Here is a 23,366-nt window from a genome sequence, read left to right on the forward strand (position 1 = left end):
ATTATGAGCCATGATTTACTGACAGAACAGCAGCTACGAGAACAGATGGTTAGCCTAGCCCGCTCAATGTTTGAACGGGGCTATGCGACCGGAGGTGCTGGAAATTTATCACTAAAACTGCCCAATGGGCTGGTTCTCGCAACGCCGACGGGTACCTCACTTGGTCGTTTAGTTGCAGAAGATCTTTCGGTCGTGGACGAGGATGGTAATCATATATCCGGTCACAAACCCTCGAAAGAGGTAGCCTTTCACTTAGCAATTTATCGCAACAATTCTAAGTGTAATGCGATAGTTCATCTGCATTCGACTTATTTAACCGCACTCTCTTGTCTTGAAGGGATAGATACTGCTAATGCAATCAAACCTTTTACTCCCTACTTTGTTATGCGTATTGGTGAGTTACCGGTTATCCCTTATTTCCGTCCAGGAGATCCTAAAATTGCGCAGGAATTAGCGCAGCGGGCGGGTGATTTCCGTGCTTTTTTATTGGCTAATCACGGTTCGGTGGTTACTGGCACTGATTTTGTCGATGCGGTAGACAATGCAGAAGAGCTTGAAGAAACAGCAAAACTGGCATTCATTCTGAAAGATAGTCACATCCGTTATTTAGCGGACCACGATATTCAAGACTTAAAAGGGAGATCTAAATAATGGCAAAGTTCGCAGCAAATCTGACCATGTTATTTACTGAAGTTCCGTTTTTAGATCGTTTTCAAAAGGCGCATCAAGCGGGTTTTAAAGCGGTTGAGTTCCTTTTCCCTTATGCCTATCAGGCGTCAGAACTTGCAAGTAAAATCAAGCAATTTGATCTTGAGCAAGCACTGTTCAATATGCCACCGGGTAACTGGGATGCCGGCGAACGAGGGTTTGCGGCGCTCCCGGGTCGTGAAGCAGAATTCAGAGCCAGCGTTGAAGTCGCTATTGTTTATGCAAACGCCCTCAATTGTAAAAAAGTGCACGCAATGGCAGGGATATTTGATGATCGTTTTACTCGGGAGCAACACATCGCCACTTTTATCGCAAACATACGTTATGCGGCAGATAAGTTCGCACAGCAGGGGATCGAATTGATGATTGAGCCGCTCAATAATCGTGATGTGCCAAATTATTTTATTGCACACCAGCGCGAAGCGGTCGCGTTGATTAAACAAATTGATCGGTCAAATGTGAAGCTTCAATTAGATCTTTACCACGCACAAATTATGGATGGCGATCTCAGTTCATTGATTAGAGAGGTTGCTCCTTATGTAGGACATGTCCAAATCGCTTCAGTCCCAGAACGGCATGAACCATCAGAAGGAGAGTTGAATTATCCACATCTGTTTAAAGTGTTGGATGACTCTGGTTATCTAGATTGGATTGGCTGTGAGTATAAGCCAAGAAAAACCACGCTAGATGGTCTTGGCTGGATCAATTCGTACTTATAAGTCAGCACTGCTGATTATTCCTATTATTTGTGCGACTTAACTTAATGTTAAATCAAAAGTGCAATGAGTGTTCATTTATCACTTTTATAGGCACTTACCCTACAAAGCAAAAGACAAAAGGTAACCCAAATGGACGGAGCATTGATAGGTATTATCATTGGTATTATTGCCATGATGGTGATGATCATAAAAACACGTATTCCAGTAGCACTTGCAATGGTTATTGCAAGCATAATTATGGGTCTATTCGCAGGAATGGCTCCAAATGAACTGATTAATGCGATTCAAGCTGGCTTTGGTGGTGTATTGGGCGGGATAGGGCTCATTATCGCGTTTGGTGTAATAATGGGGGCGTGTTTTGAACGCTCAGGTGCTGCAGTACGAATGGCGAAAACTTTTGTCAAAATTTGTGGCAAAGGACGAGAAGATTTGGCTCTTGGTTTCACTGGTGTCGTGGTTGCAATTCCAGTATTTTGTGACTCCGCCTACATCATTTTACACTCGCTTGTGCGAGCTATTTCAAGAGATACAGGAAAATCAGCGGTTGGGCTTGGTGTCACTTTAGCTCTAGGCTTACTTATCACTCACGCACTTGTACCACCAACACCAGGTCCTGTTGCTGTTGCAGGAATTCTTGGTGTCGATCTTGGCAAGTATATGCTGTGGGGGTTAGTGGTGTCAGTTCCTATGATGCTGTTGTCGATGATTTATATCCGTCGAATTGGCAACGAATACTACCGAGTTCCACAAGGTGACACGTGGATTACTAGCCAAGCACAATGGGCAAACTTAGAGGCGGTTAAGGCAACAGATGATAAACAGTTACCAAGTAACTTCCTATCTTTTGGCCCAATTTTAGTACCTATCACGCTAATTCTTTTTAATACGTTGGTAGGTAAAGGTGATTCTGAGTTTCATACCATACTTGCCCTTATTGGTAACCCCGTTGTTGCAGTCGGTATTGGCGTGTTAATGGCGCTTTACGGCCTGACTCGCCATATTGAACGGAAAGATATGGTAGGTTCAATGGATGATGCATTGTCTACTACAGGATTAATTCTTGTGGTAACCGGTTGCGGTGGAGCAATGGGGGCGGTGCTAAGAGCCTCTGGAGCTGGACCACAAGTAGCAGAAGCGATTGCAAGTAGTGGTATACCGCCATTACTGGTACCACTCGCGATTGCATCAATGCTTAGAATTATTCAAGGTTCAGCAACTGCTTCAATGATGGTGGCAGCAACAATGACACTGCCACTCGTGGAGACGCTTGGCTTAGATCCTGTATTCGTTGCCTTAGCGTGCGCGGTTGGTCCGGTCGGTTTTTCGCATCTCAACGACTCATATTTCCATATTATCAACCGTACACTAGGGATTACTGAGCTAATGGACCAGTTGAAGATTTGGTCTGTCTCTTCAACTATCGCTTGGGCAGTGGGAGCGTCAATTATCATGGCACTCAACCTTGTGTTTGGAAAAGGTGGTACGCTTATTGACCCACTCATTCCTATTGCAGTTCTGATTGTGGTCATTGCTTGGGTGAAGAATAAGCAGCATAAAGTAAAGCCGGAGATTGCGACCAGTTAAAATACCATAGCCTTGCACACGGAAAGTGTAAGGCTCTCATTGAGAGAACGCGCTTTTTAATCACACGCTTTGATAATCACCCCTGAAATTAATTTAGCTTTTAAGCGTAGTAAAAATCGGAACTTACTGAATAAGTTCCGATTTTTGGTGAGCATTGTTCTTATGCTGTAGGATAGTGGTACTTTTCTAAAGCAGTTCAATCACGTGATCTAATCGAGCGCAGATCGGGTGGCCTAATGCGATTACTTCTGGGCTTGGTTTGACTAAATCTGGGATCTGGAAGGCGTGCATTTTGGCGGCCATCGCGGCTTTGATGCCGTTATTGGAGTCTTCAAAGGCTAGGCATTGGCTTGGTTCCACTCCTAAACGCTGTGCCGCGAGCAGGTAAATCTCCGGATCAGGCTTACCGTGGCTCACTTCACAGCCGGTCGTAATATTCTCGAAATAGTGATCTAAACCTGCCAGTTGTAATTTGATCAAGGCTAACTCTTTTTGCGTTGAGGTTGCGACGGCAAGCCGGATTGAGCGAGCTTTTAGCCACTCCAGCAGGGTAATCACCCCCTCTTTATGTGGGATGGCTTGATGCATTACCACCGCATTGTATTGTTGACGCCATTGATTATGTAAGCGTGGCAAATCATCACCATAGGCTTGGCTTAAAATGCCATTAATGGTTTTGGCGTTACAGCCGATGATGGATAAGTAGACCTCTTGATAAAAAGGTAACTCACAAGCGGCACAGGCCTCTTGAAACACGCGCATACAGACTCGCTCAGTATCGAGCAGCAGGCCATCCATATCAAAAATGGCAGCTTGAAATTCCATTGCTTACACCTACCTCAAAAAAAGTGAGCCGCTATTGTTACACATTTTATCGATGGGTGAGAACTCTAAACATCTTGTATTAAAAATCAGCAGATTAGCGAGAGAGTTGGGTTTATTTCCGCTAAACTGTGTGGCAGAAGAATAACAATTGAATGTCGGCTGGTGGATGAAATGAAATTAGCATGGGTAAGACAATGGTTACCGGGGCTCTACCAATATCAAGGTTATGAGCGAAGCTGGTTAGTCGATGATGTTCGTGCCGCATTTTCGGTGGTGGCGGTGGCGTTACCGGTGGCGATTGCTTATGCGCAATTGACTGGCGTGCCGGCGATTGTCGGGCTCTATTCTTGTGTGCTGCCGATGTTAGTTTACGCCTTGATGGGGACTTCTCGGCAATTGATTGTCGGGCCTGATGCGGCAACGTGTGCGGTTATCGCCGCGGTTGTTACGCCACTGGCTGCGGGGGATGCCACGAAACATTGGCAGTTAGTGATGACCATGACCGCGATGACTGGTTTGTGGTGTCTTTTGGCCAGTCGGCTCAAATTAGGGGTGTTCGCTGATTTTTTATCGCGGCCGATCCTACTTGGACTACTCAACGGTGTGGCACTGACGATCATTGTCGGCCAATTTGCCAAAATATTGGGCCTGAAATTCGAAAACCGTTATCTATTGGAGCGAATTGTTGAAGCACCAGAGCTGCTTTACGCCCTGCATTGGCAAACCTTGAGTTTGAGTGTGCTCACGCTAGTGATGTACTTGGTGATTAAACGTTGGCAGCCAAGGTGGCCAGCCGCCATGTTTGCGATTTTGGTTTCGGCTTTGTTGGTCTGGGGCTTCGACCTTGAAGATGTTGGCGTGCAAGTGGTTGGCGTGCTCCAAGGTGGGCTGCCTGAGTTTCAAGCGCCAGTGTTTGATCTGGGGATCAGCCGTGAATTAGTGATGCCCGCGTTGAACTTAGCCATGGTCAGTTTTGTTAGTATGATGCTGACTGCGCGCAGCTTTGCCGCTAAAAATGGCTATGATATTGATGCGGATAAAGAGTTTCGTGCGCTTGGGGTGGCCAATTTGGCGGCGGCATTTTCGCAAGGTTTTGCGATTAGTGGAGCCGATTCACGCACCGCGGTCAATGATGCTAATGGTGGTAAATCGCAATTGGTGTCGGTGATTGCCGCCTTAATCATTGCCCTAGTCGCGGTATTGGCTTATCAACCCTTGCAGTTTATTCCCGTCGCTGCGTTAGGGGTGGTGTTAGTGATCGCTTCATTATCGCTGCTTGATTTGCAAGGAATTTGGAATCTGAGAAAACGCGATAAAGATGCCTTTTATCTCGCGTTGATCACCTTTATTGCCGTGCTAGTGATTGGTGTGATCCCAGGTATTACATTGGCGGTTTTACTGGGGTTATTCCAATTCCTTAAACTGATTATGCGTCCTAGCGATCAAATGATGGGGCTAGATGAAGAGGGGACACTGCGCACTTTGGATGGCACGGAGAAAGCGAAGCCGATCCCTGGGATGGTGATTTTCCGTTTTAACTCACCCCTGACTTACTTTAATGCGCCTTATTTTAAGCGGCGCATCCTCGATCAAACCGAGCGTGAAGAGACGCAGCTTAGCTGTGTGATTATTGATGCGGTGGCGAGTTTTACCCATTTGGATCTGAGTGTGATGGCGATGTTGTCCGACTTACATGGCATACTCAAAAAACGCGGTATCCGCCTGATTTTGGCTGGCCGTAAGCGTAGCCTGCGTCACTGGTGTGAATTAACCGGGATTAGCACTTCCGAAGGCGGAATTGTGCTGCGGGCCGATATGTATTTAGCCATCAAACTCAGTGGCTGTTATTTGAGTGCGATAGAAGAAGGTCAGATCCCGGCGGTACAAAAAGAGCCGGAGATCAGTGTGCTGTTAAAACCGGTCACCACGGAAGTGGCTTAAGCGAGCGTTATCGGGGCAATAGGGGCTCAAGGTCTGAGCCCCTATTGGTCTAAAAATCGGCTGCAACCTCAAAGGTCATCGGCTGCTGAGTATAAGGATGAGTAAAACTTAGCTGCTCGGCATGTAAATATAAACGCTGATCTTGGCTGCCATACAGATCATCGCCGACGATCGGGCAGTTAAGGCCAAGCGGATGAGCGCAATGGACCCGCAGTTGGTGAGTGCGCCCTGTATGAGGGTAGAGGTAGACGCGCGTTTTGCCTTGTTCAATCCGTACTGTGTGCCAATGGGTGAGTGCCGGCTTACCTTGTTGTGTACACACTTTTTGCCTTGGTCTATCATCGAGATCGCCGCACAGCGGTAATCTAATCTCACCTTGAGTTTGTTCTAACTTGCCATCAAGTAACGCCACATAGCGTTTCGTCACCGCACGCGTAATAAACTGTTTTTGTAGATGTTTATTGGCGCGCCGAGTGAACGCAAACACCAGTAGTCCAGAGGTCGACATATCTAAGCGATGTAGGGCAAACACCCCCTCGGTATCGGGAAATTGTGCTTGTAAGCGAGTCAGGACCGAATCTTGAATGTGCACGCCGGGCACCGAGAGAAACTCGGCTGGTTTATTCACCACGACGATCGCTTCATCTTGATACACAATGCTAATCTGCTGATTGGCCGCCGGATTATGCAATAGTGGATTATCGTCTAACGCCATTCCTTGTAGCATGTGGGCTAAAATAGGTTGGCACTTGCTTTGGCACGCCGGATAAAACTTGCGATGTTGACGAATTTCCGATTTGGGAGAGCGTCCCCACCAAAACTCTGCTAATGCGATAGGTTTGAGCTGATGCTGAAATGCGTAATGCAGCAGTTTGGGCGCGGCACACTCACCAGAACCAGCGGGTGGCTGCGGATTTTTGCTAGCGGCAAACAGCTCGAGCAAGTTTTTTTGTGTGCCATCGATATTGCTAAAACGATAGGCGGAAAAGAGTTTGTTTTGCAAAGCCGCTGAACGCTGTTTACGCTGCTGCTTGAGCTGTTCAATATGGTTTTGTTTACTCGCCAATTGACTTTCTAGTGCGGCAATTCGCTGCTGCCAATCTTGCTTGAGCAGCTGTAATTGACGTTTTTGCTGCACACTGGCTTGCGCGAGCGCGGCAAACAGCGCGGCTTGCTCTGCCACCGGGCGTTGCTCGGCTGCGGCTCGTTGTTGTTTGCGTACTTGGCGCTGCTCTATCATTAAGGCGCGCTGTTGCTCAAGCGCTTGTGCCGCTTGGGCTTGATAATCTGCCAGCGTGTTTGCTAACCGGGCTAGCTCTGGGTCAGCTTGTTGTTGACGAACTTGCTGATTGATTGCGGCAATTTCATCACCGTCGAGTCGAAAAAACTGTTGATCGGCAAAACGGTCAAATACCGGAGGCACAAAACCGGGTAGCTCATTTTGCTCTGCGAGTTGACCGGAAAATGCCGCTAAATAGCCTAGAGCTCCCGAGTGATGTTGCACAACTAAGACACCAAACATTTTGCCGTGGGCGAGCGGATCGCTTTCGGTTAATCCAAACGGATGGTACCACTCGGTTTGCTGGGTCAGATGCTCTTGCAACTGTTGCGCGGCAATTTCACACAATCGGTGTGGCTGATAGCAAAATGGGTAGGTAAAACGCTCAGGCAGCGCAATCTCGCTGACGGGGGCAACAAAATCAGTAAAACAGTTCGGTAAAGCAGACATAACCAGCATTGAATCGGCAAAGCAAACGCGCATCTTACCTGCTCTATAGCGACTTGTCAGGTGGTGTTTTCCTGTGTTGGTGGGTGATGTTTGACCTGTACTCAATCACCGTTAAGCACCTGTCGAGGGCAATTCTTTTTTCACGCTGCTGCGTTCAACCAAGGTTGGCTCTAACTGCACTACTTGGGGGGCGGCGTGTGGATTTTGTAGTCGATGTAACAGGGTATCGATCGCGGCTTGACCGAGGCGATATTTGGGTTGATGAATGGTGGTTAACGCGGGAGACATAAATTTCGCAATATGAATGTCATCATAGCCAATTAACGACAGATCATCGGGGATCTGCATTCCTCGATGATGAGCGGCTTGGATGACCCCCATCGCCATCATGTCGTTACACACAAACAGTGCGCTCGGCAGCGTTCCGCGTTGGCAAAGCTTTTCAAATGCTTGGTAACCACCAGTGCATTCGAAATCGGCTTCGACAATCCAATCCGGGTTAATGGTTATTCCGGCATCAGTCAATGCTCGTTTATAACCTTCATAGCGCATTTGTGCTTGATGACGCACTAAAGGTCCGGTGACACAACCAATGGTGCGGTGTCCGCATTCAATCAGATACTTGGTCGCCATGTAGCCGCCTTGTAGCGAATTGTCTTGAATTTTATCGCTGGCAAACAGCATCGGGCCCCAGTCCATTACCACCACGGGAATATCGGGATAACGCTCAAACATCTCCAACCGTTCACCTTCTAGGCTGGAACACATCAGTAACAGGCCATCGACCCGTTTTTGCAGCAAGGTATTGATGCTGGCTTGCATGCGTTGGTGATCGCCTTCGGTATTACACAGGATCAAGTTATAGCCTTGCTGGTAGCAGCTACGCTCGACACCTTTCACCACCTCACCAAAAAATGGGTTAGTTGAGGTGGTGACAAGCATACCGATGGTTTTAGTGCGGTTCATTTTTAGGCTACGCGCCAGCGCTGACGGTGCATAATTGAGTTGCTGAGCCGCGTTATTGACTCGCTCAGCAATCTCATCACTCACAAAACGGCTTTGATTAATCACATGGCTAACGGTGGAAGTGGAGACGCCAGCCAGTCGAGCGATATCCTTCATGGTAGCCATTGGTGTTTCTCCTATGCGTGTTGTGCTAAAAAGGCCTCCACTTCTGCCCGGGTTGGGATGGAGGTTTGTGCGCCAAACCGAGTGACTGAAATGGCCGCGGCGGCGTGGGCAAACTTAATTGCTGATTCTAGAGGCATTTCCTCCAACAAGCCAGTGACCAATGCCCCATTAAAGGTATCACCTGCCGCGGTGGTATCGGTGGCTTTAACCATAAAACCGGGAATGCATTGTCCGCGACCATTTTGGCTTAGCCATACGCCTTTTGCGCCGAGCGTGATGATGACAATTGCGATGCCTTTACAGTGTAAAACGTCGGCTGCTTGTTGGGCGCTGGCATCATCGTAGACCGTAACACCGGTTAACACTTCGGCTTCGGTTTCGTTAGGGGTGATCACATCAATGCAGGCGAGCAATTGATCTGACAGCTCACGAGCTGGCGCTGGATTTAAAATCACGACCGTATCGGCCTGTTTGGCCACTTTAGCCGCTTGTTCAATCCCACAGATCGGCGTTTCAAGCTGCATCAACAGGTATTTCGCTTGGCGAATGTGTTCCAGATCTGCCTCAATGGCGGAAGCGGTTAATTTCGCATTGGCTTCTGCCGACAGGCAAATGCTATTTTCGCCACTATCGGCAACTTGAATCATCGCAATGCCGGTTGGGCAATTAGGTTGTAGCTTGATAGCGGAGACATCGATCCCGTCCAATTTAAAACTTTCACGAATATTGATCCCAAACGCATCATCGCCGACACAGGCAATAAAACTGACATCGGCTTGCATACGTGCTGCGGCAACGGCTTGGTTTGCTCCTTTACCCCCAGGTATGACTTGATAATTACGCCCATGCAAGGTTTCGCCAGGGCGAGGGAAGGAAGGCACTTGCAGTACATGGTCTGCGTTAACGCTACCTAATACCGTCAATTTATTCATAGGGTTGTCCTTAGTTCTTCATGAACCTTATGTTATGAAAAGCACAATATGGGTGCTACTGCTCAGAACGATTAGCATCGAGCAGATTAAAATGTTCACCTTCCGCCATGGTATTCAGCAGAGAAGTGAGGATCGCTTGGTATTGGCACGGCTCACTGAGGATCGGAGTAACGGATCCCCGTGCGCACTTTAAAACTACGTGTCTGATTGGGTTGCAGATAAATCACCGTGCCTTTTTGTTGTGCGGCAAGAAAGCCTTCTGGTCGGCCCGTTGCCGGAATAGCGTAGGCGGCAACCTGCTGATCTTGATTGTATAAAATCCAGCGGGTTGCGTTATTGAACTGTTGGGTGCTGAATTCGGTCACCAGATATTTATCGCCAATGTCCATTTTAAATATGGCCTGATCGGTAAATTGCGAAAGGTTATCTAAGCAATAGACAATTTCAGGATCATGCATCTGGGGTTTATCGAGGGTAGATAAGGGAGCCGAACTGCTTAACTGCTGATTATAAGCGAGCCACTGCTCGGTGGGTTGCACATGAGCAGGCACGCTATCGCGTAATGCAAATGCTTGATCTGGCAGGTTTTGTTTCATGACTGCGTTATTAAAATAAGCGGGATTGATATGACACATATATTGCAGTGGCATCGGCACTGAAGCTAAATTTTGTACCGACATTTGAATATCAAACACGCTGGCGTCTTTGCCTAACTGCACTGATGGAGTAGCAAGATAATGATGGCCAAATCCCATCACATATTCGTAGCTGCCTTTAAGGGATACTTGCTCAGGAGTGATTTCTAACCAAGCGTGATCCATTGCAGCGCAGGGCATTTCACCATGCAATACATGATCATCTGCTGGAGTTGGGCACCCCATGCGTAGCATCCCTGCGTGGAAAGCAAAACAGCCGTAAGTCTCGACAATCGTGTTGCCCGGTTTTGGCTCTGAAAACATATTTTTCATGGTCAGATCCGTACCGAGAAACTTGGCATCCCAAATCATCTGTCCCATAAAAGGCAGCAGTACCAAATGCCCTTGTGAGTTTTTAATTTCAACGGCTTGTACACCTGAGTGGTACTGAAAAGTGTGTACTTGAAAATCATCCGATTGCAGCAGTAGAGTTCGCTGCGTGCTGAAGTGCTGTCGGTATAACGGAATCGTCAACATAGTTTATCTCTTACCGAAAATGGCCATTGTTCGGTCAATGGCCGTGGTGAAAATCACGCGTTAGCGGCTGTGTAAGAAAAGGATTTTTTGTGTCTCTTTTCGCTCATAAAATAGAAAAATACGATGCTAAAACACACGGCACTGACCATAAACGAGGCCTGCATACCTAGTGAATCGGCCATTAAGCCTTGCATGACCGGAACCGCTGCCCCGCCGATGATCGACATCACCACAAAGCCACCCGCCGTTTCGGTGTAACGGGTATCAACCGATTGTAGCGTTGACGCAAAGATGGTCGCCCAGCATGGTGCAAACAGTGCTGATGTGCCTACCGCAACCCATACCGCGCTAAAATCGGGCACAATAGCAACGTACAGCAAGCAGACAAATCCCACGCCGGAGTAACCCATTAACACATTTTCTTGAGAGGTTTTGGTAAACAGGTAGTTCGCCAATAGTTTGCCTAAGAAATACATGATAAAGGCATACAACAAGTAGTTGGCCGCATCATGCTCAATCATGGTTGAGTCCATCTCTAGTGCTAGGCGAATAGTGAAAGACCATACGGCTACTTGCATGCCGACATAAGCAAACTGGGTGACGATGCCTTTCAAAAATCGAGTATTGCCCGCTAAGTAAGAGAAAGTTTCACCGAATGTCGGTTGCGGAGTTTGGTTATGAGTGAGCGCTTTACAGTGCGGGTATTCGGTAATGGCAATCAACGCGGCGACGGTTGCAATAATGCCCACCAGCCATTTATAAGGTTCGAGGGTTTGTTGCAAGATTTGCTCTTTAAACAGCGCTAATTCCTCGCCACTGAGTACCGTCATCATGTGCTGAATATTGACATCTTCTTGAAAAATTAGATGTTTACCAAGTAAAAGACCTACGATGTAACCCATGGCATTAATAGTATGCGACACGTTGAGCCGTAACGTGGCGCGATCTGGCTCACCAATCATGGCGGAATAAGTATTACAAGACGTTTCAAGGAATGAGAGGCCGATAGCGATACAGAAAATCGCCGCCAAAAACATGGTGTAGGTGCCTGCATGTGATGCAGGGAAGAACATTAAGCAGCCAAAAATATACAGGGCAAGGCCAAGCAATATTGCTAATTTATAGGAGGTTTTTTTCACCACCATCGAAGCGGGGATCGCGACGAGGAAATAAGCGCCATAAAACGCCGATTGCACCAGCGCTGAGGCAAAGTTAGACAGCTCAAAAATTGCTTTAAACTGCGTGATCAACACATCATTTAAGGCTGCCGCAGCTGACCATAGGGCAAAGACTGAAGAGAGCAGTAAAAACTGAAACAATGGGGTTTTATTTAAGTAACCATCCGCATGTTGCTCGGTCATATTTTTTATAAGCATAATTCACCTTCCATTTCGAAACGACGTAGAGTCAATCACCAAGTTAAAACGTAACACCCGCTTGGAAAATCACATTGGCGTAAGGGGTACATTCGCCAGTACGGACGATGGCGCGGCTGTGTAACGTGCGTTGTTTAAACGCTTGATGAGTGAGGTATTGAATGGTGATTGGTTTACCATTGATCGGCGGCTGTGCGGCTAACTCTTGGCATAGGGCTTGGTGTAGCTCAGGGCTGACTTGGGCGAACTCTTCGGCGATGATGGCGCTTTCAATCTGGGTTTCAGATAATATCACCCGTACTGTGTCCAAAAAGGCTGGCACACCATGAGTCAGGGCCAGATCAATCCGCGTTACGTCATCGGAGATGGGTAACCCCGCATCACAAATCGTGATTTGGTCGGTATGGCCCAGTGTGGCGACCAGGTAGGAGAGTTCAGCGTTGAGTAGGGTACTTTTTTTCATAGGGATACCTTTTATTATTTTACGTTTAGATCACGATAGCGTGGTTTCAAATGATGAAAAAACGGCCATCGAAACGTTTCGATGGCATAATAATAAACTCAATCGCGTTTGCACGTAGCAAAGTGGCAGAGTGTGAAAACGATCCGCAAAATCAGCAATCTGATATGCGTTTTTGTGAGTATTATTTTGCGGCGACGGCGTGTTTTCACGCTGATTGAACACCACTGTGGTGTAGTTTGGTATAGTGATAGTAAGCAATAATAAGGTGATGAGGATTGAGATGAAAAAACCGTTATTAGTTATATTCAGCCTGCTGGTGCTGTCGGGTTGTAGCGAGGTTGGCAGCAAAGCATGGTGTGATGGGATGCGTGATAAACCCAAAAGTGAGTGGAATACCCAAAACACCCTCGATTTTGCTAAACACTGTTTATTCAACAACGAAGTCGGCAGTCAGTCATGGTGTGATGGTATGGATCAAAAATCAAAAGGGGATTGGACTGCTAATGAAGCAGGTTCCTATGCCAAATACTGCGTGCTGTGAAACTAAGCTATTGGTCGAGTCGTGCGGTAAAAAGCACACCGATAGCGGTATCCGGTATGCTTTTTTGAGTAAGATTGCCGCTCACCAATCAGTGCGTAGCACAAGCACAGTACGGAAATAACAAGCCGCCATCGGTAAAATGTTTGGCTTCTTTGAGTCAGACAGCAGCCCAATCTAATACGCCGTAGCGGATCAGGTAAACAAAAGGATTGGCAATCGCAATAGACCACAGCAGTCTATTATTAAACAAATACCTGAAGAAGATCTGTTTGGCGGTCATCTCGCTTTCGTACGATGGATCATAATCATCGGGATAATCGTTTTTGTACTTTTCAATACAAGGTAAATAAATCTTGAAAGCGTGAGGTTGGAGTGTTGGTGCACTACGCGATTAGTTTGAGCGATTAGTTTGAGAGTCGCTTCGAAAGGTGGCGTTACGCACAATCACGCAGTTTATTAATGTGTCAGCAGTGATTGATTTTTGACATGTCAACGCAATTGCTCATTTTCTGGCACAGATTCTCATTTTTGTTCTCTACTTGTGACCAAGTTGGAACCCCTCTCCCGTTGCGGTTCAGCACATTTTTTAGAAATGGCGTTCTGTAACTGATAATGAATTGGTAACCTGGCTGTCTAGATCCAGAATCAACGCTGAGTGCGCTCGCCGAGATCCTGTGGGTTACTGCTGCCTAAATTTGGGCGCATTATGATAATAAAATAAATAGGTAATCCGATGATGATCAACAAGAAACCATTAGCATTGGTAATAGCTGGGCTATTAGGCAGTGCATCAGCGTTGGCACAAGATGGGCTGACACTGATCCAGATAGGTGAAAAAACCGTTGAGCGGCTCGAATCGATTAAAGCGATGGCTGAGCGTGATGAAGGGGTGTTTGAGCGTAACGGTGAACGCTGGATCACCTACCGAGGTATCGAATACCGTTTAAGTTACAAAAATGACCTGCATTTTCCATTTCTGCCTTATGAAGGCGGTGATGATAGCGCGTATCGCAACGTGATCGATTTCGTCGATCAGAGTTGGGAATTTATGATGTACAACAGCGGCTTTTATTTGATGAGCCGTGAATTTGGTGTTTATCAACCTGATGACCGAGGCTGCTTTATTGAATATATCCCAGCGGCTCATGGTTCTAAGCGTGATGATGGTAGTTACATCTGGGAAACTGATGTGGTGTATCGTACCGAAACATCCAATTGTGGCGAGTTAAGTCAGCCAACGTTAGCCGAGCTAACGGTTTCCAGTTTGTCGGATCAAGGTGCTTCTTTTGACTGGCTTGGGCAAACTGAGCAGGACAATGTGACCTTAACGGTGACAAGTGTCAGCAATCGCAGTGCAGTACGCCGTTTTGAGCAGGTTAGCGCAGGCTTTTTTGTGGGGGGATTGCAGCCGCAAACCGAATATGAAATCACGCTGCAGTCCTGCAATGTGCTCGATTGTGCGCAGCCACAAACTGTGCGTTTTACGACTCAAGAGCCGCGTGAAGGGTTTGCCGATGAGATTGAAGTGGTCAATCATTTACAAGGCAGCTTAATCGGCGGCTTAGGTATCACGCAAACTCACACATCGGTCGCTCCCAATGGTAATCAGTTCACGGGTCAAGGTCACTTAGATGCGATCGTTAATCGTGAAGCCATGTTGCTGTTTACCCCTCAGTCAGATCAGGAGATTAACCAGATCCACGCTGAAGTGTATCTTGATGGTGAATTAGTACAGCGCAGCTTAATGCTGCCACCCAGTGCCTTAGCGGCCTCCGATCAACCGGATAATGGTCGAATGAAAGTGGTGTTCTCACACTACGCTTGGTCACTGCCTTTGCAATGGAACTGGATGCAGCCTGGCTTGTCGCTGCGCTTAATCGACAACTTGGGACGCGAAGGTGTGCTTAGTCAAGGTGAGATCCAATTTGGTGGTGCGCCAGAGTTGGTGATTCAAAATATCGATATCGGTATGCTGACGGAACCGCGTAACCGCAATACCATGATCCAAAATTTACCTACGCTCACCGCTGACTATTTCCAAAAGATCCCCGCTTCTAAGTTGGTGATGGCGGACTATACTCCAGCGCACTTCCCTGTGGTGACCATGCCTAACGGTGTGGTGTACACCGATAAAAGTGCCAGTACTGGCGGATGGCATAGCGGTGATATGCGTGAAGCGATTGGTAAGGCGCTGGTGTCGACCGGTATTAACAATGCCAACGTTGGGATTGTAAGCAGCGAAGGCTATACCCAGCAGTATAACCGTCGTTATAACCATATTACCGCGCACACCAATGTTGGGGTTTACACCCAGCAAGATACCGATCTTGCCCAAGTGGTGGTGCATGGTGGCAGTGGTGGTGGTGGCATCGTGACGCTAGAAGATACCACGGGTAATGAGTGGTCTCACGAGTTGGGGCATAACTATGGCCTTGGACATTATCCATACATGGCTTCACTGCACGATATGGAGTCCGGTTGGGGATGGGATGCTTTCCACCAACGCTTTATTGGTAACTTACACTGGAAAGGTGATGTTTATACCCAGCAACAAGGGGATGATATTGTTCCGCCATTCAAAGATGCTTTCCGTTTTCTGCGCGATGCGCAAAATGGTGGTGAGCAAGAATACGTGGGCACCATCAGCCGCTTTACCCTTGAACACCCAGCGCAATCACGTAAAGCGCAAAACTGGATGAACGGAGGCTTTAATCTTGATCGTAGTAGCCCAAGTGGGTATGTACAGTGGGATCAAGCTAGCCAAAGCTACAAAACGGTTGAAACCGACACGCCTAAACCGCAGCAAATTGGTGTACCAGTCGTCACCCTGCTGGGGATTTATGATCCACAAAATACTCATCCAAGCCAAATTTATCCGCTGATTTATTCCAACTACGGTAATCTATTTGAGCTAGCACAACCTGAATCGATGGAATATCAGCTAGAAGGTTGGCAAGTAGTGGCTAATTTGACCCCTGCACAGCTTAACGCGACCGATTGGCAAACATTGCTGATCGATGGTGAGCAATTGCCGATTTGTCGTTTTGACTACACCAATACCAATGGTGAAACCGCAACTTTTGTCGGGGCGGTTAATGCCGAGCGCAATGTGTGTGAAGGCAGCCGAGATATGCGCTGGTATAACGATTACCAGATTGATTCGCCAGTCGGTGACTATGCACTGCTCTCGCAAGCCGGTGAAGGGAATGTGACTTACACACCCAATGCAGAGATTGGTGAAGTGCAGCTTTGTACGTTAAATAAGCCCGCAGACAATGGCCGCCATGATGGGGCAGGTTTTGTACGTAATGGGCGCTGTGATCAAGTCGAAGGGGTTAAAAATAACGCCGAAAGCAGAACTTGGAGCTATGCAATTCGCACCAATGAAGTATTGCCAAGAACGATGAGCTCTCAGCGTCGCTGTGAATTAGTGGTTGAGCAGCGCAATGGCACTACTCACATTGCTCTACCTGGCAGCCGTCATAAGACCACGGACAGCAATAAGTTCCATGTCAACTTAGCGCTGGATAATGGTGTGCCGAGTCAAGTCAGTTTGAATTGTGCTGATGTGAATGGAGTCACTGAGTTGACGCGCTTTACGCCGGATCAAAATCCGCCATTAGATGAGCTGAAAGGCCCGATCATTATTGGTCAGGAATACGGCTATAGCCAAGTGATCGATGTGACTAAAACCTTCGTGCAAAATGAAACCTTAATCAGTACTGATTTTGCCACGCTCACGCAGTTTGATGATTTTATCGCAGAGCATTATGGCAACGGCATCTTAAACAATGGCGTGAATAAAACCGAACGTCGTGCTGGAGCAGTGTATGTATTTGCTAATCCAGCCACTGGTACACGTGATTACTTTGTGATGCGTACGCTAGAAGCCGAAGACTTTCCAAGCGATCAAACCAGTAATCAAGGTTGGAAATACCTAGGTTCTGCCGATGATCACGTTAACTTCGCTTTTAACCCGATTAAGCTTAACCGAGCGGAAGGGATCAGCGTGGCGGCACGTGTACAAAGCTACTTCGGGGTTGCACGTTTACTGACTTGGGATGAACGCACCACCACCCGTTGGGAAGAGTCACCGAATGCGGTATTTGTTGGGCAAATTGATGGTGAAAACCATTACTTTGTGCAAAAGCGCCCCGGTGTCGGTGATGCATTTCCTGCTCATCACGCTTCCAATCAAGATTGGTATTTCTTGGGCAGTGATAGCACAATTCAAGCCTATATCAGTGAGCTCAACCACGATCTAGCCAGCTTTGAACAGAGCTTACTGGAGTGGTACCAACAAGAGGAAATGGGTATCTGGGGTAGCGATGGTAAAAATGGTACTGTCAACGATATTTATCAATACGTGTTCCGCGGCGGTTATCACTATTATCGTTTGAAAACGACCAAATACGGTTATTTCCCTTATCCGACCGATCCCAACCCAAGCAATAGTAATTGGGAATATTTAGGTCAGTTTTAACGCTTTTGAACTTGTTCATTAATTACTCAAGCCAGTCATAATGACTGGCTTTCTTTTTATTTTACATACCGTGAGAGGCGGTTTCTGGTGCCATATTGAGATTTTGCTTGCTGAATATGCCATCACCCCTGATGGGCTGAGAGTTCAGGACAGGTTTACAAATGACAGAGAAAGCACTATCTTACGCCGCGTTATTTTTATTCAATCTTATGATTCAAGGAAACCATGGCTGTTCTAGAGATTCTTACTGCACCCGATCCACGACTGCGCGTTCAATCGAAATCGGTAACCGATGTTGCGGCAGTGCAAAGCTTGATTGATGACTTGCTCGATACCTTATATGCCACCGACAATGGCATTGGCCTTGCTGCGCCACAAGTTGGCCGTGAAGAGGCAATCGTGGTGATTGATCTCTCTGACGAGCGTGATCAGCCGCTGGTATTGATCAACCCACGCGTGGTCAGTGGCAGCAATAAAGAGATGGGGCAAGAGGGTTGCCTCTCGGTACCGGACTATTACGCTGATGTTGAGCGTTATACCTCGGTGGTGGTGGAAGCACTGGATCGTGATGGTCAGCCACTGCGCATTGAAACCAGCGAGTTTTTAGCCATTGTGTTGCAGCATGAAATTGATCACCTTGGCGGTAATCTGTTCATTGATTACCTATCGCCGCTAAAGCAGCAAATGGCGATGAAAAAAGTTAAAAAATACGTTAAAAATCGCGCCCGTTAGTCACAGACGCGATGATGATTGCCAAATAATAAGGCCGCTCCGGTAATGAGCGGCCTTATTTTATCTCGATGGGATTTTAAACAGTTAGCGAACAATCAAACCGAGCAAAATACCAACCGCGCCAAAGTCTGCATCACTGAAGGTGGTATTGGCAAAACCAAGATCACCGAGCACTGGCATCAGGAAGACTGGCAAGAAGGTGATCAGTAAACCTTGGGCAAATGCTCCGAGGATCGCCCCACGGCGTCCGCCAGTCGCATTACCAAATACCCCAGCCGCCGCACCGACGAAGAAGTGTGGTACCACCCCAGGAATGATCACAGTTAAACCCATGATATACAGCAGGAACATCCCAAGTAAACCAGCAGCAAAGCTCGATAGGAATCCCACCAACACTGCATTTGGTGCGTATGGAAATACCACTGGGCAATCAAGTGCCGGTTTGGCATTTGGCACCAGCTTATCGGAAATACCTTTAAACGCAGGGACAATTTCTGCAATCACCATACGCACACCTTGTAAGATGACGTACACCCCACCAGCAAAGGTGATCGACTGCATCAGTGCAAACATAAACCAATGTTTGCCGCCACTCACTTCACGCACAAAATCACCACCAGCGAACAGGCAAGTCACCATGAAAATAATGCCCATGGTGAAGGAGATCGCTACCGGTGTATCACGTAGAAATAGCAGCCCTTTCGGCACGTTCATCTCTTCTGTGGAGTGGGCTTTATTACCGAATTTGCTACCAATAAAGCCAGCCAGTACATAAGAGAGGGTAGAAAAGTGGCCGATGGCAACATCATCCGATCCAGTTACTTGCTTCATATATTTATGCGCAATCGCGGGGAACAGTACCATCACTGAGCCAACCACTAATGAACCGAGAGCAATCAACGCCACGCCGCTCATGCCACTTGAAGAGAGGATCGCGGCGACCATCATCGACATAAAGAGGGTATGGTGCCCAGTGAGGAAAATAAATTTCCAAGGGGTTAAACGCGCGATCAGAATATTAACCAACATAGCGAAGAACATGATCATCGCCATCTCTTTGCCAAAAGCTTCTTGTGCAATCGAGACAATCGCTTCGTTGTTAGGCACTACGCCAGTAATACCAAACGCTTGTTGGAAAATGGTTGCAAAATCACCCAGTGAGCTGACCACCAGCCCAGCACCTGCACCAAGAATGATAAAACCCAAAATGGTTTTGACGGTGCCTTTAATGCATTCGGTCAGCGGTTTTTTCTGTGCGATCAAACCGATCAGTGCAATCAACCCAACCAGAACCGCTGGTTCTGATAGGACATCATTCATTAAGAAACTGAAAAACTCCATAACGCCTCCTTATAGTGCGCCTAACTCTTGCAGTGCTACTGACAAACGCTCTTTCATTGCAACTTTATCCACCATATTGGCAAGGCTGACAATTTTCGGGGTTACCCCAAGTGCGATTAATTGATCGGTAATATCGTTAGTACCAACAAAAATATCGCATTGAGTCCCTTTCGCACTGCCAAGATCGATATGGTCGACCTGCGCATCAACCTGCAGATCTTTTACGATCGCTTTGATGCTCATTTCCATCATTAGGCTGGTGCCCAAACCATTTCCGCAAACCACCATAATTTTCATCATTCAGTACCTTTTATTTTGTTGAGTTCCGCTTGGGGATAAAGCGGATTAATAGTTTTGGATGACTGCTAGCACATCGTCCACGCTTTGCGCATCACAAATTTGTGCGACATGTTCTTCATTCATAAACAGTTCTGCCAGTTTGGCAATCGCCCCGACATGGCTTTCGCTGTCCGTAGCGGCAAGGGTGACCAGCATTTTTACGGGATCATTTCCATCAGAATTGAAATTAACACCTTGTTGGATCACGGTAATCGCTAAAGAGAGACGATTGACCCCATCTTCCGGTCTGGCGTGGGGCATTGCCATGCCTGGACCAACCACGTAGTAAGGACCAATCTCTTGGTGGCTACGAAAAATAGCATCCACATAGCGTGGCTCTACAGCACCATTATCGATCAGCGCCTGACACGATTTTTGCACCGCATCTCGCCAGTCACTCGCGCTTGGGTAGATACGAATCACCTCACGGGTAATTAGCTCACGTAACATTCAGTTTTCCAATAAGTCGTTATTGATGGCGCTACTCTAGCGATGATGCGGTGAAGAAAAACCGATGGTGATCACAAATGAACGTCACTACTGATAGCGCTACCATTATTTGTGATAGCGCTATCATTTCGGTTTATTCAAGGATTTTCACATGGTCGCTTTGGATGACGATGAGTTACACTCGAGGCCATTGCTAGGTTGTTGTCAGTGGCGGCAGTCTCAAATCAAAACCAATAGTTAAAATCGAAATGAGTGAAACGCGCAAAAGAAGAAATACCGGAAATGTGACTCTAGCGGATGTCGCTAAACAGGCTGGGGTGGGCACGATGACGGTTTCGCGGGCGTTGAGAACGCCGCAACTGGTCTCGGATAAGCTCAGAGAAAAAATTCAACAAGTGGTTGATGAACTTGGTTATATTCCTAACAAAGCCGCGGGAGCCTTGGCTTCTGCCGCCAGTCGCTCCATCGCTTTGATCTTGCCATCCTTGCTAGAAAAATCCTGTGCTAATTTTTTACCGAGTTTTCAGCAGCAGCTTAATCAAGCCGGTTATCAGCTACTACTGGGTTACAGTGGCTACTCGGTGGAGCAAGAACAACAACTGCTGAGCACATTTTTAGAAGATCGCCCTGCCGGTGTGGTGCTTTTCGGTAGTCACCATAGTGAACGCACCCACCAATTACTGCACTTGGCTAATACACCTGTGCTTGAAATCGCAGAATTAAACCGTGCCTCTCGCTATATGAATATCGGAGTAGATTATTTTGAGGTCGGCCGAATGTGTACGCGGCACCTGATTGAACAAGGCTTTAAAAACATTGGCTTTATTGGCGCACGGGGCAATCATTCCACGCTGCAAAAAAAACTGCACGGTTGGCAGACGGCCATGATTGAAAGCTACTTGGCCCCTGATCATTTTCTCACCACACCGCAAGCGCCGTCCGCGCAATTGGGGGTAGAAGGGGTATCGAAACTGCTGCTAAGAGATTCATCACTCGATGCCTTAGTCTGTAGCCATGAAGAGATTGCGATTGGCGCATTATTTGAGTGTCATCGTCGTGTACTTAAAGTCCCCACTGATATCGCACTAATTTGTTTGGAAGGTTCCACTATGGCGGAACATGCGTTTCCCAGCTTGAGCTGCGCAGAATATGACTACGAGCACATGGGCTTACATGCAGCCAATCAATTGCTACAGGCCATCAATGGTGAGCCATTTGAACTGGTGAGTAATTTGGGCTTTCAGCTAAAACCTCGCACCAGCACACAGCCAAAATAATCCGTTCTCCAAGAGGGTTTGCCCTTTACTCAACTTTACCTTCCTACAACGGTGCTTTACGTTGGATCTGTTACGGTTAAATAACCTTACTAATAGAATGGAATTTGGTTATGAGACGGATGAAAGTCGTACTTTGGGCAAGCATCGGTATCGTTATCTTACTATGGCTGCAAGCTGACCCTCATTGGTTACAGTCAACCAATCTATTTCAATGGCGCTCGGGTTTTGTTCAATTATCCGGCATCTTAGCAATCATGCTGATGTCATTGGCCATGCTGCTAGCCTTGCGTTTGCCACTGATAGAGCAATGGACACAAGGTATCGATAAAGGTTATCGAATGCATAAATGGTTAGGGATCACCTCACTATTGCTTGGCATTTTCCATTGGATGGCCTACCAACTCCCCAAATGGCTTGTCGCACTTGAATGGATAAGCCAACCAGAACGCAGAAATAGTATGGGCTCTCAAGCGAGCTTGGAGGGTTTTTCTTTATGGCTTAATCAGGCTAGACCCTGGGCGATGGAAAGCGGTGAATGGGGATTGTATGCCTTACTTGGGCTTATGGTTATTTCTCTTTGGTCGGCCATTAAATACAAATGGTTTCGTATTACTCACCGGATGATGGCGGCGATCTACTTATTGATTGCTTTCCATAGTTTAATACTGCTGAAAAAAGCCTATTGGGGTACGCCGATTTATTGGTTAACACTGCTGGTTATTTTGGTCGGGATATGGGCTGCATTATATAGTTTGTTTGGTTTCGTTGGGCGGCAGTCTCGTTATCTAGCCCATATTCAAACTTTTGATTACAGTTCGAAAAGTAAAACGTTGGATTTAACTATTGGCTTAGATAAACCTTGGCAAGGGCATAAGGTGGGGCAATTTGTTTACTTGAAATTTACTGGAGAAGAGCCTCATCCATTTACGATCGCTTGCGCCAATCACGGTTCACAATTGCGTTTTCTGATCAAAGAGTTGGGAGATTTTACCACGGGCCTACATCAACGGTTGCAACCTAGTGAAGTTGTAGAAGTAGAAGGGCCCTATGGCAAGTTCGACTTTTCGGTTGATCAAGCGCAAATTTGGATTGGAGCCGGGATTGGGATTACTCCATTTATGGCTGTTCTGGATGGTTTACGGATTGAAAAAAGCCAATATCCCATCTATCTATTTTTCTGTTGCAATCAGGTAACGCCAGAGTTGTGCGCCCAACTGAGTGAGCAAGCCGAGCTTGCCGGTGTTTGCTTAACCATTATTGATTCAAGTGTTACACCCCATTTGTCGGTGGCTGATATTGCGCGCTGTTGTGGAGATTTAAGTGACTATCAATTTTATTTCTGTGGACCGGTCCTATTTTCACGTTATTTGAAAAAAGCGCTAAAAGACTACCGTGTTGATCTGGTGCACCAATTTCACGAAGAGCTGTTTATGATGCGCTAATCTTGTCACTGATGGTTGTGATCTTCTCTATTTAAATATGCATCTAGTATTGTCAGCCTGTTCATTCGTAACGTTTCGATTTTTGCTTGTTCGGTAAAAACAAGAGATAGATCACATTTAACATCTAGGACATATCTCTATCTAGATCACAAAGGTTTGCGACTAGACCTTATCTTTGTTG

At 46.9% G+C, this 23,366-nt stretch carries 19 protein-coding genes and 1 pseudogene; 9 read left to right on the top strand and 11 right to left on the bottom strand.

Translation table 11 applies throughout. From position 1 onward, the window contains the following. Positions 1-3: 3 nt before the first annotated feature. The 3 genes from otnC (at position 4) to OOK74_RS14185 (ending at position 3,011) form a co-directional block, all read left to right on the top strand. Positions 4-651, top strand: coding sequence for a 3-oxo-tetronate 4-phosphate decarboxylase (gene otnC, locus OOK74_RS14175; protein ID WP_274721701.1), 648 nt, complete (start codon positions 4-6; stop codon positions 649-651). Then, positions 651-1,427, top strand: coding sequence for a 2-oxo-tetronate isomerase (gene otnI / locus OOK74_RS14180; protein WP_278183345.1), 777 nt, complete (start codon positions 651-653; stop codon positions 1,425-1,427). The genes otnC and otnI overlap by 1 nt, the downstream gene beginning before the upstream one ends. Positions 1,428-1,556: 129 nt before the next feature. Then, positions 1,557-3,011 (top strand): GntP family permease, encoded by a 1,455-nt coding sequence (locus OOK74_RS14185; protein WP_274721703.1) that lies wholly within the window; start codon positions 1,557-1,559, stop codon positions 3,009-3,011. A 186-nt stretch (positions 3,012-3,197) separates the two neighbouring features. On the opposite strand, the gene OOK74_RS14190 is transcribed toward OOK74_RS14185, so the two are convergent. After that, complete coding sequence (locus OOK74_RS14190; protein WP_274721704.1) at positions 3,198-3,836, bottom strand: HAD family hydrolase; 639 nt, start codon at positions 3,834-3,836, stop codon at positions 3,198-3,200. A gap of 171 nt (positions 3,837-4,007) precedes the next feature. On the opposite strand from OOK74_RS14190, the gene OOK74_RS14195 reads away from it, so the two are divergent. Continuing rightward, a complete protein-coding gene (locus OOK74_RS14195) occupies positions 4,008-5,777 on the top strand; it encodes a SulP family inorganic anion transporter (RefSeq protein ID WP_430741983.1) in 1,770 nt (589 codons plus the stop codon). Positions 5,778-5,826: 49 nt separating this feature from the next. On the opposite strand, the gene OOK74_RS14200 is transcribed toward OOK74_RS14195, so the two are convergent. The 6 genes from OOK74_RS14200 to rbsD form a co-directional block, all read right to left on the bottom strand. Continuing rightward, positions 5,827-7,506 carry an RluA family pseudouridine synthase gene (locus tag OOK74_RS14200; RefSeq protein WP_278183615.1) on the bottom strand — a complete coding sequence of 560 codons (1,680 nt, stop codon included), beginning with the start codon at positions 7,504-7,506 and terminating at the stop codon, positions 5,827-5,829. A gap of 111 nt (positions 7,507-7,617) precedes the next feature. Beyond that, a complete protein-coding gene (locus OOK74_RS14205) occupies positions 7,618-8,637 on the bottom strand; it encodes a substrate-binding domain-containing protein (RefSeq protein WP_278183347.1) in 1,020 nt (339 codons plus the stop codon). 11 nt (positions 8,638-8,648) lie between these two features. After that, the gene (rbsK, locus tag OOK74_RS14210; protein ID WP_278183349.1) at positions 8,649-9,569 is read right to left on the bottom strand and encodes a ribokinase; all 921 of its coding nucleotides are present in this window, start codon (positions 9,567-9,569) and stop codon (positions 8,649-8,651) included. Positions 9,570-9,721: 152 nt separating this feature from the next. Beyond that, a complete protein-coding gene (locus tag OOK74_RS14215; RefSeq protein ID WP_278183350.1) occupies positions 9,722-10,741 on the bottom strand; it encodes an aldose 1-epimerase family protein in 1,020 nt (339 codons plus the stop codon). 53 nt (positions 10,742-10,794) lie between these two features. Next, entirely contained in the window at positions 10,795-12,117 is a 1,323-nt protein-coding gene (gene fucP, locus OOK74_RS14220; protein WP_278183351.1) for an L-fucose:H+ symporter permease, read from the bottom strand. 43 nt (positions 12,118-12,160) lie between these two features. Beyond that, the gene (rbsD, locus tag OOK74_RS14225; protein ID WP_277206445.1) at positions 12,161-12,580 is read right to left on the bottom strand and encodes a D-ribose pyranase; all 420 of its coding nucleotides are present in this window, start codon (positions 12,578-12,580) and stop codon (positions 12,161-12,163) included. 280 nt (positions 12,581-12,860) lie between these two features. Between rbsD and OOK74_RS14230 the strand changes: the two genes are divergently transcribed. Further along, entirely contained in the window at positions 12,861-13,121 is a 261-nt protein-coding gene (locus tag OOK74_RS14230) for a DUF3012 domain-containing protein (RefSeq protein ID WP_166015266.1), read from the top strand. Between the two features lie 160 nt (positions 13,122-13,281). Here OOK74_RS14230 and glpT read toward each other — a convergent pair. Then, positions 13,282-13,467, bottom strand: a pseudogene (gene glpT, locus OOK74_RS14235) (glycerol-3-phosphate transporter); the annotation flags it as partial. A 393-nt stretch (positions 13,468-13,860) separates the two neighbouring features. Between glpT and OOK74_RS14240 the strand changes: the two are divergent. Both OOK74_RS14240 and def read left to right on the top strand, forming a co-directional pair. Beyond that, a complete protein-coding gene (locus OOK74_RS14240; protein WP_278183616.1) occupies positions 13,861-17,604 on the top strand; it encodes a M66 family metalloprotease in 3,744 nt (1,247 codons plus the stop codon). Positions 17,605-17,829: 225 nt separating this feature from the next. Beyond that, positions 17,830-18,336: a peptide deformylase gene (gene def, locus OOK74_RS14245; RefSeq protein ID WP_277206447.1), complete on the top strand. Its 507-nt coding sequence runs from the start codon at positions 17,830-17,832 to the stop codon at positions 18,334-18,336. Between the two features lie 84 nt (positions 18,337-18,420). On the opposite strand, the gene ulaA is transcribed toward def, so the two are convergent. From ulaA to OOK74_RS14260, 3 genes are read right to left on the bottom strand one after another with little or no spacing between them, the layout of a single operon-like run. Beyond that, entirely contained in the window at positions 18,421-19,677 is a 1,257-nt protein-coding gene (ulaA, locus tag OOK74_RS14250) for a PTS ascorbate transporter subunit IIC (protein WP_274721713.1), read from the bottom strand. 9 nt (positions 19,678-19,686) lie between these two features. After that, positions 19,687-19,974: a PTS sugar transporter subunit IIB gene (locus OOK74_RS14255; protein WP_274721824.1), complete on the bottom strand. Its 288-nt coding sequence runs from the start codon at positions 19,972-19,974 to the stop codon at positions 19,687-19,689. Positions 19,975-20,022: 48 nt separating this feature from the next. After that, positions 20,023-20,466 (bottom strand): PTS sugar transporter subunit IIA, encoded by a 444-nt coding sequence (locus tag OOK74_RS14260; RefSeq protein ID WP_274721714.1) that lies wholly within the window; start codon positions 20,464-20,466, stop codon positions 20,023-20,025. Positions 20,467-20,714: 248 nt separating this feature from the next. Here OOK74_RS14260 and OOK74_RS14265 point away from each other — a divergent pair, with 248 nt between their 5' ends. Further along, positions 20,715-21,743: a LacI family DNA-binding transcriptional regulator gene (locus tag OOK74_RS14265; RefSeq protein ID WP_274721715.1), complete on the top strand. Its 1,029-nt coding sequence runs from the start codon at positions 20,715-20,717 to the stop codon at positions 21,741-21,743. 110 nt (positions 21,744-21,853) lie between these two features. Then, a complete protein-coding gene (locus tag OOK74_RS14270) occupies positions 21,854-23,185 on the top strand; it encodes a ferredoxin reductase family protein (protein WP_274721716.1) in 1,332 nt (443 codons plus the stop codon). The last annotated feature ends 181 nt before the right edge of the window (positions 23,186-23,366 follow it).

The organism is Vibrio misgurnus (assembly GCF_029635775.1).
GTDB classification, from domain to species: Bacteria; Pseudomonadota; Gammaproteobacteria; order Enterobacterales; family Vibrionaceae; genus Vibrio; species Vibrio chanodichtyis.

Coding starts and splice junctions, on each gene's coding strand:
- otnC (WP_274721701.1), top strand. CDS start 4: ATGAGCCATGATTTACTGACAGAACAGCAGCTACGAGAACAGATGGTT.
- otnI (WP_278183345.1), top strand. CDS start 651: ATGGCAAAGTTCGCAGCAAATCTGACCATGTTATTTACTGAAGTTCCG.
- OOK74_RS14185 (WP_274721703.1), top strand. CDS start 1,557: ATGGACGGAGCATTGATAGGTATTATCATTGGTATTATTGCCATGATG.
- OOK74_RS14190 (WP_274721704.1), bottom strand. CDS start 3,836: ATGGAATTTCAAGCTGCCATTTTTGATATGGATGGCCTGCTGCTCGAT.
- OOK74_RS14195 (WP_430741983.1), top strand. CDS start 4,008: ATGAAATTAGCATGGGTAAGACAATGGTTACCGGGGCTCTACCAATAT.
- OOK74_RS14200 (WP_278183615.1), bottom strand. CDS start 7,506: ATGTCTGCTTTACCGAACTGTTTTACTGATTTTGTTGCCCCCGTCAGC.
- OOK74_RS14205 (WP_278183347.1), bottom strand. CDS start 8,637: ATGGCTACCATGAAGGATATCGCTCGACTGGCTGGCGTCTCCACTTCC.
- rbsK (WP_278183349.1), bottom strand. CDS start 9,569: ATGAATAAATTGACGGTATTAGGTAGCGTTAACGCAGACCATGTACTG.
- OOK74_RS14215 (WP_278183350.1), bottom strand. CDS start 10,741: ATGTTGACGATTCCGTTATACCGACAGCACTTCAGCACGCAGCGAACT.
- fucP (WP_278183351.1), bottom strand. CDS start 12,117: ATGCTTATAAAAAATATGACCGAGCAACATGCGGATGGTTACTTAAAT.
- rbsD (WP_277206445.1), bottom strand. CDS start 12,580: ATGAAAAAAAGTACCCTACTCAACGCTGAACTCTCCTACCTGGTCGCC.
- OOK74_RS14230 (WP_166015266.1), top strand. CDS start 12,861: ATGAAAAAACCGTTATTAGTTATATTCAGCCTGCTGGTGCTGTCGGGT.
- def (WP_277206447.1), top strand. CDS start 17,830: ATGGCTGTTCTAGAGATTCTTACTGCACCCGATCCACGACTGCGCGTT.
- ulaA (WP_274721713.1), bottom strand. CDS start 19,677: ATGGAGTTTTTCAGTTTCTTAATGAATGATGTCCTATCAGAACCAGCG.
- OOK74_RS14255 (WP_274721824.1), bottom strand. CDS start 19,974: ATGAAAATTATGGTGGTTTGCGGAAATGGTTTGGGCACCAGCCTAATG.
- OOK74_RS14260 (WP_274721714.1), bottom strand. CDS start 20,466: ATGTTACGTGAGCTAATTACCCGTGAGGTGATTCGTATCTACCCAAGC.
- OOK74_RS14265 (WP_274721715.1), top strand. CDS start 20,715: ATGAGTGAAACGCGCAAAAGAAGAAATACCGGAAATGTGACTCTAGCG.
- OOK74_RS14270 (WP_274721716.1), top strand. CDS start 21,854: ATGAGACGGATGAAAGTCGTACTTTGGGCAAGCATCGGTATCGTTATC.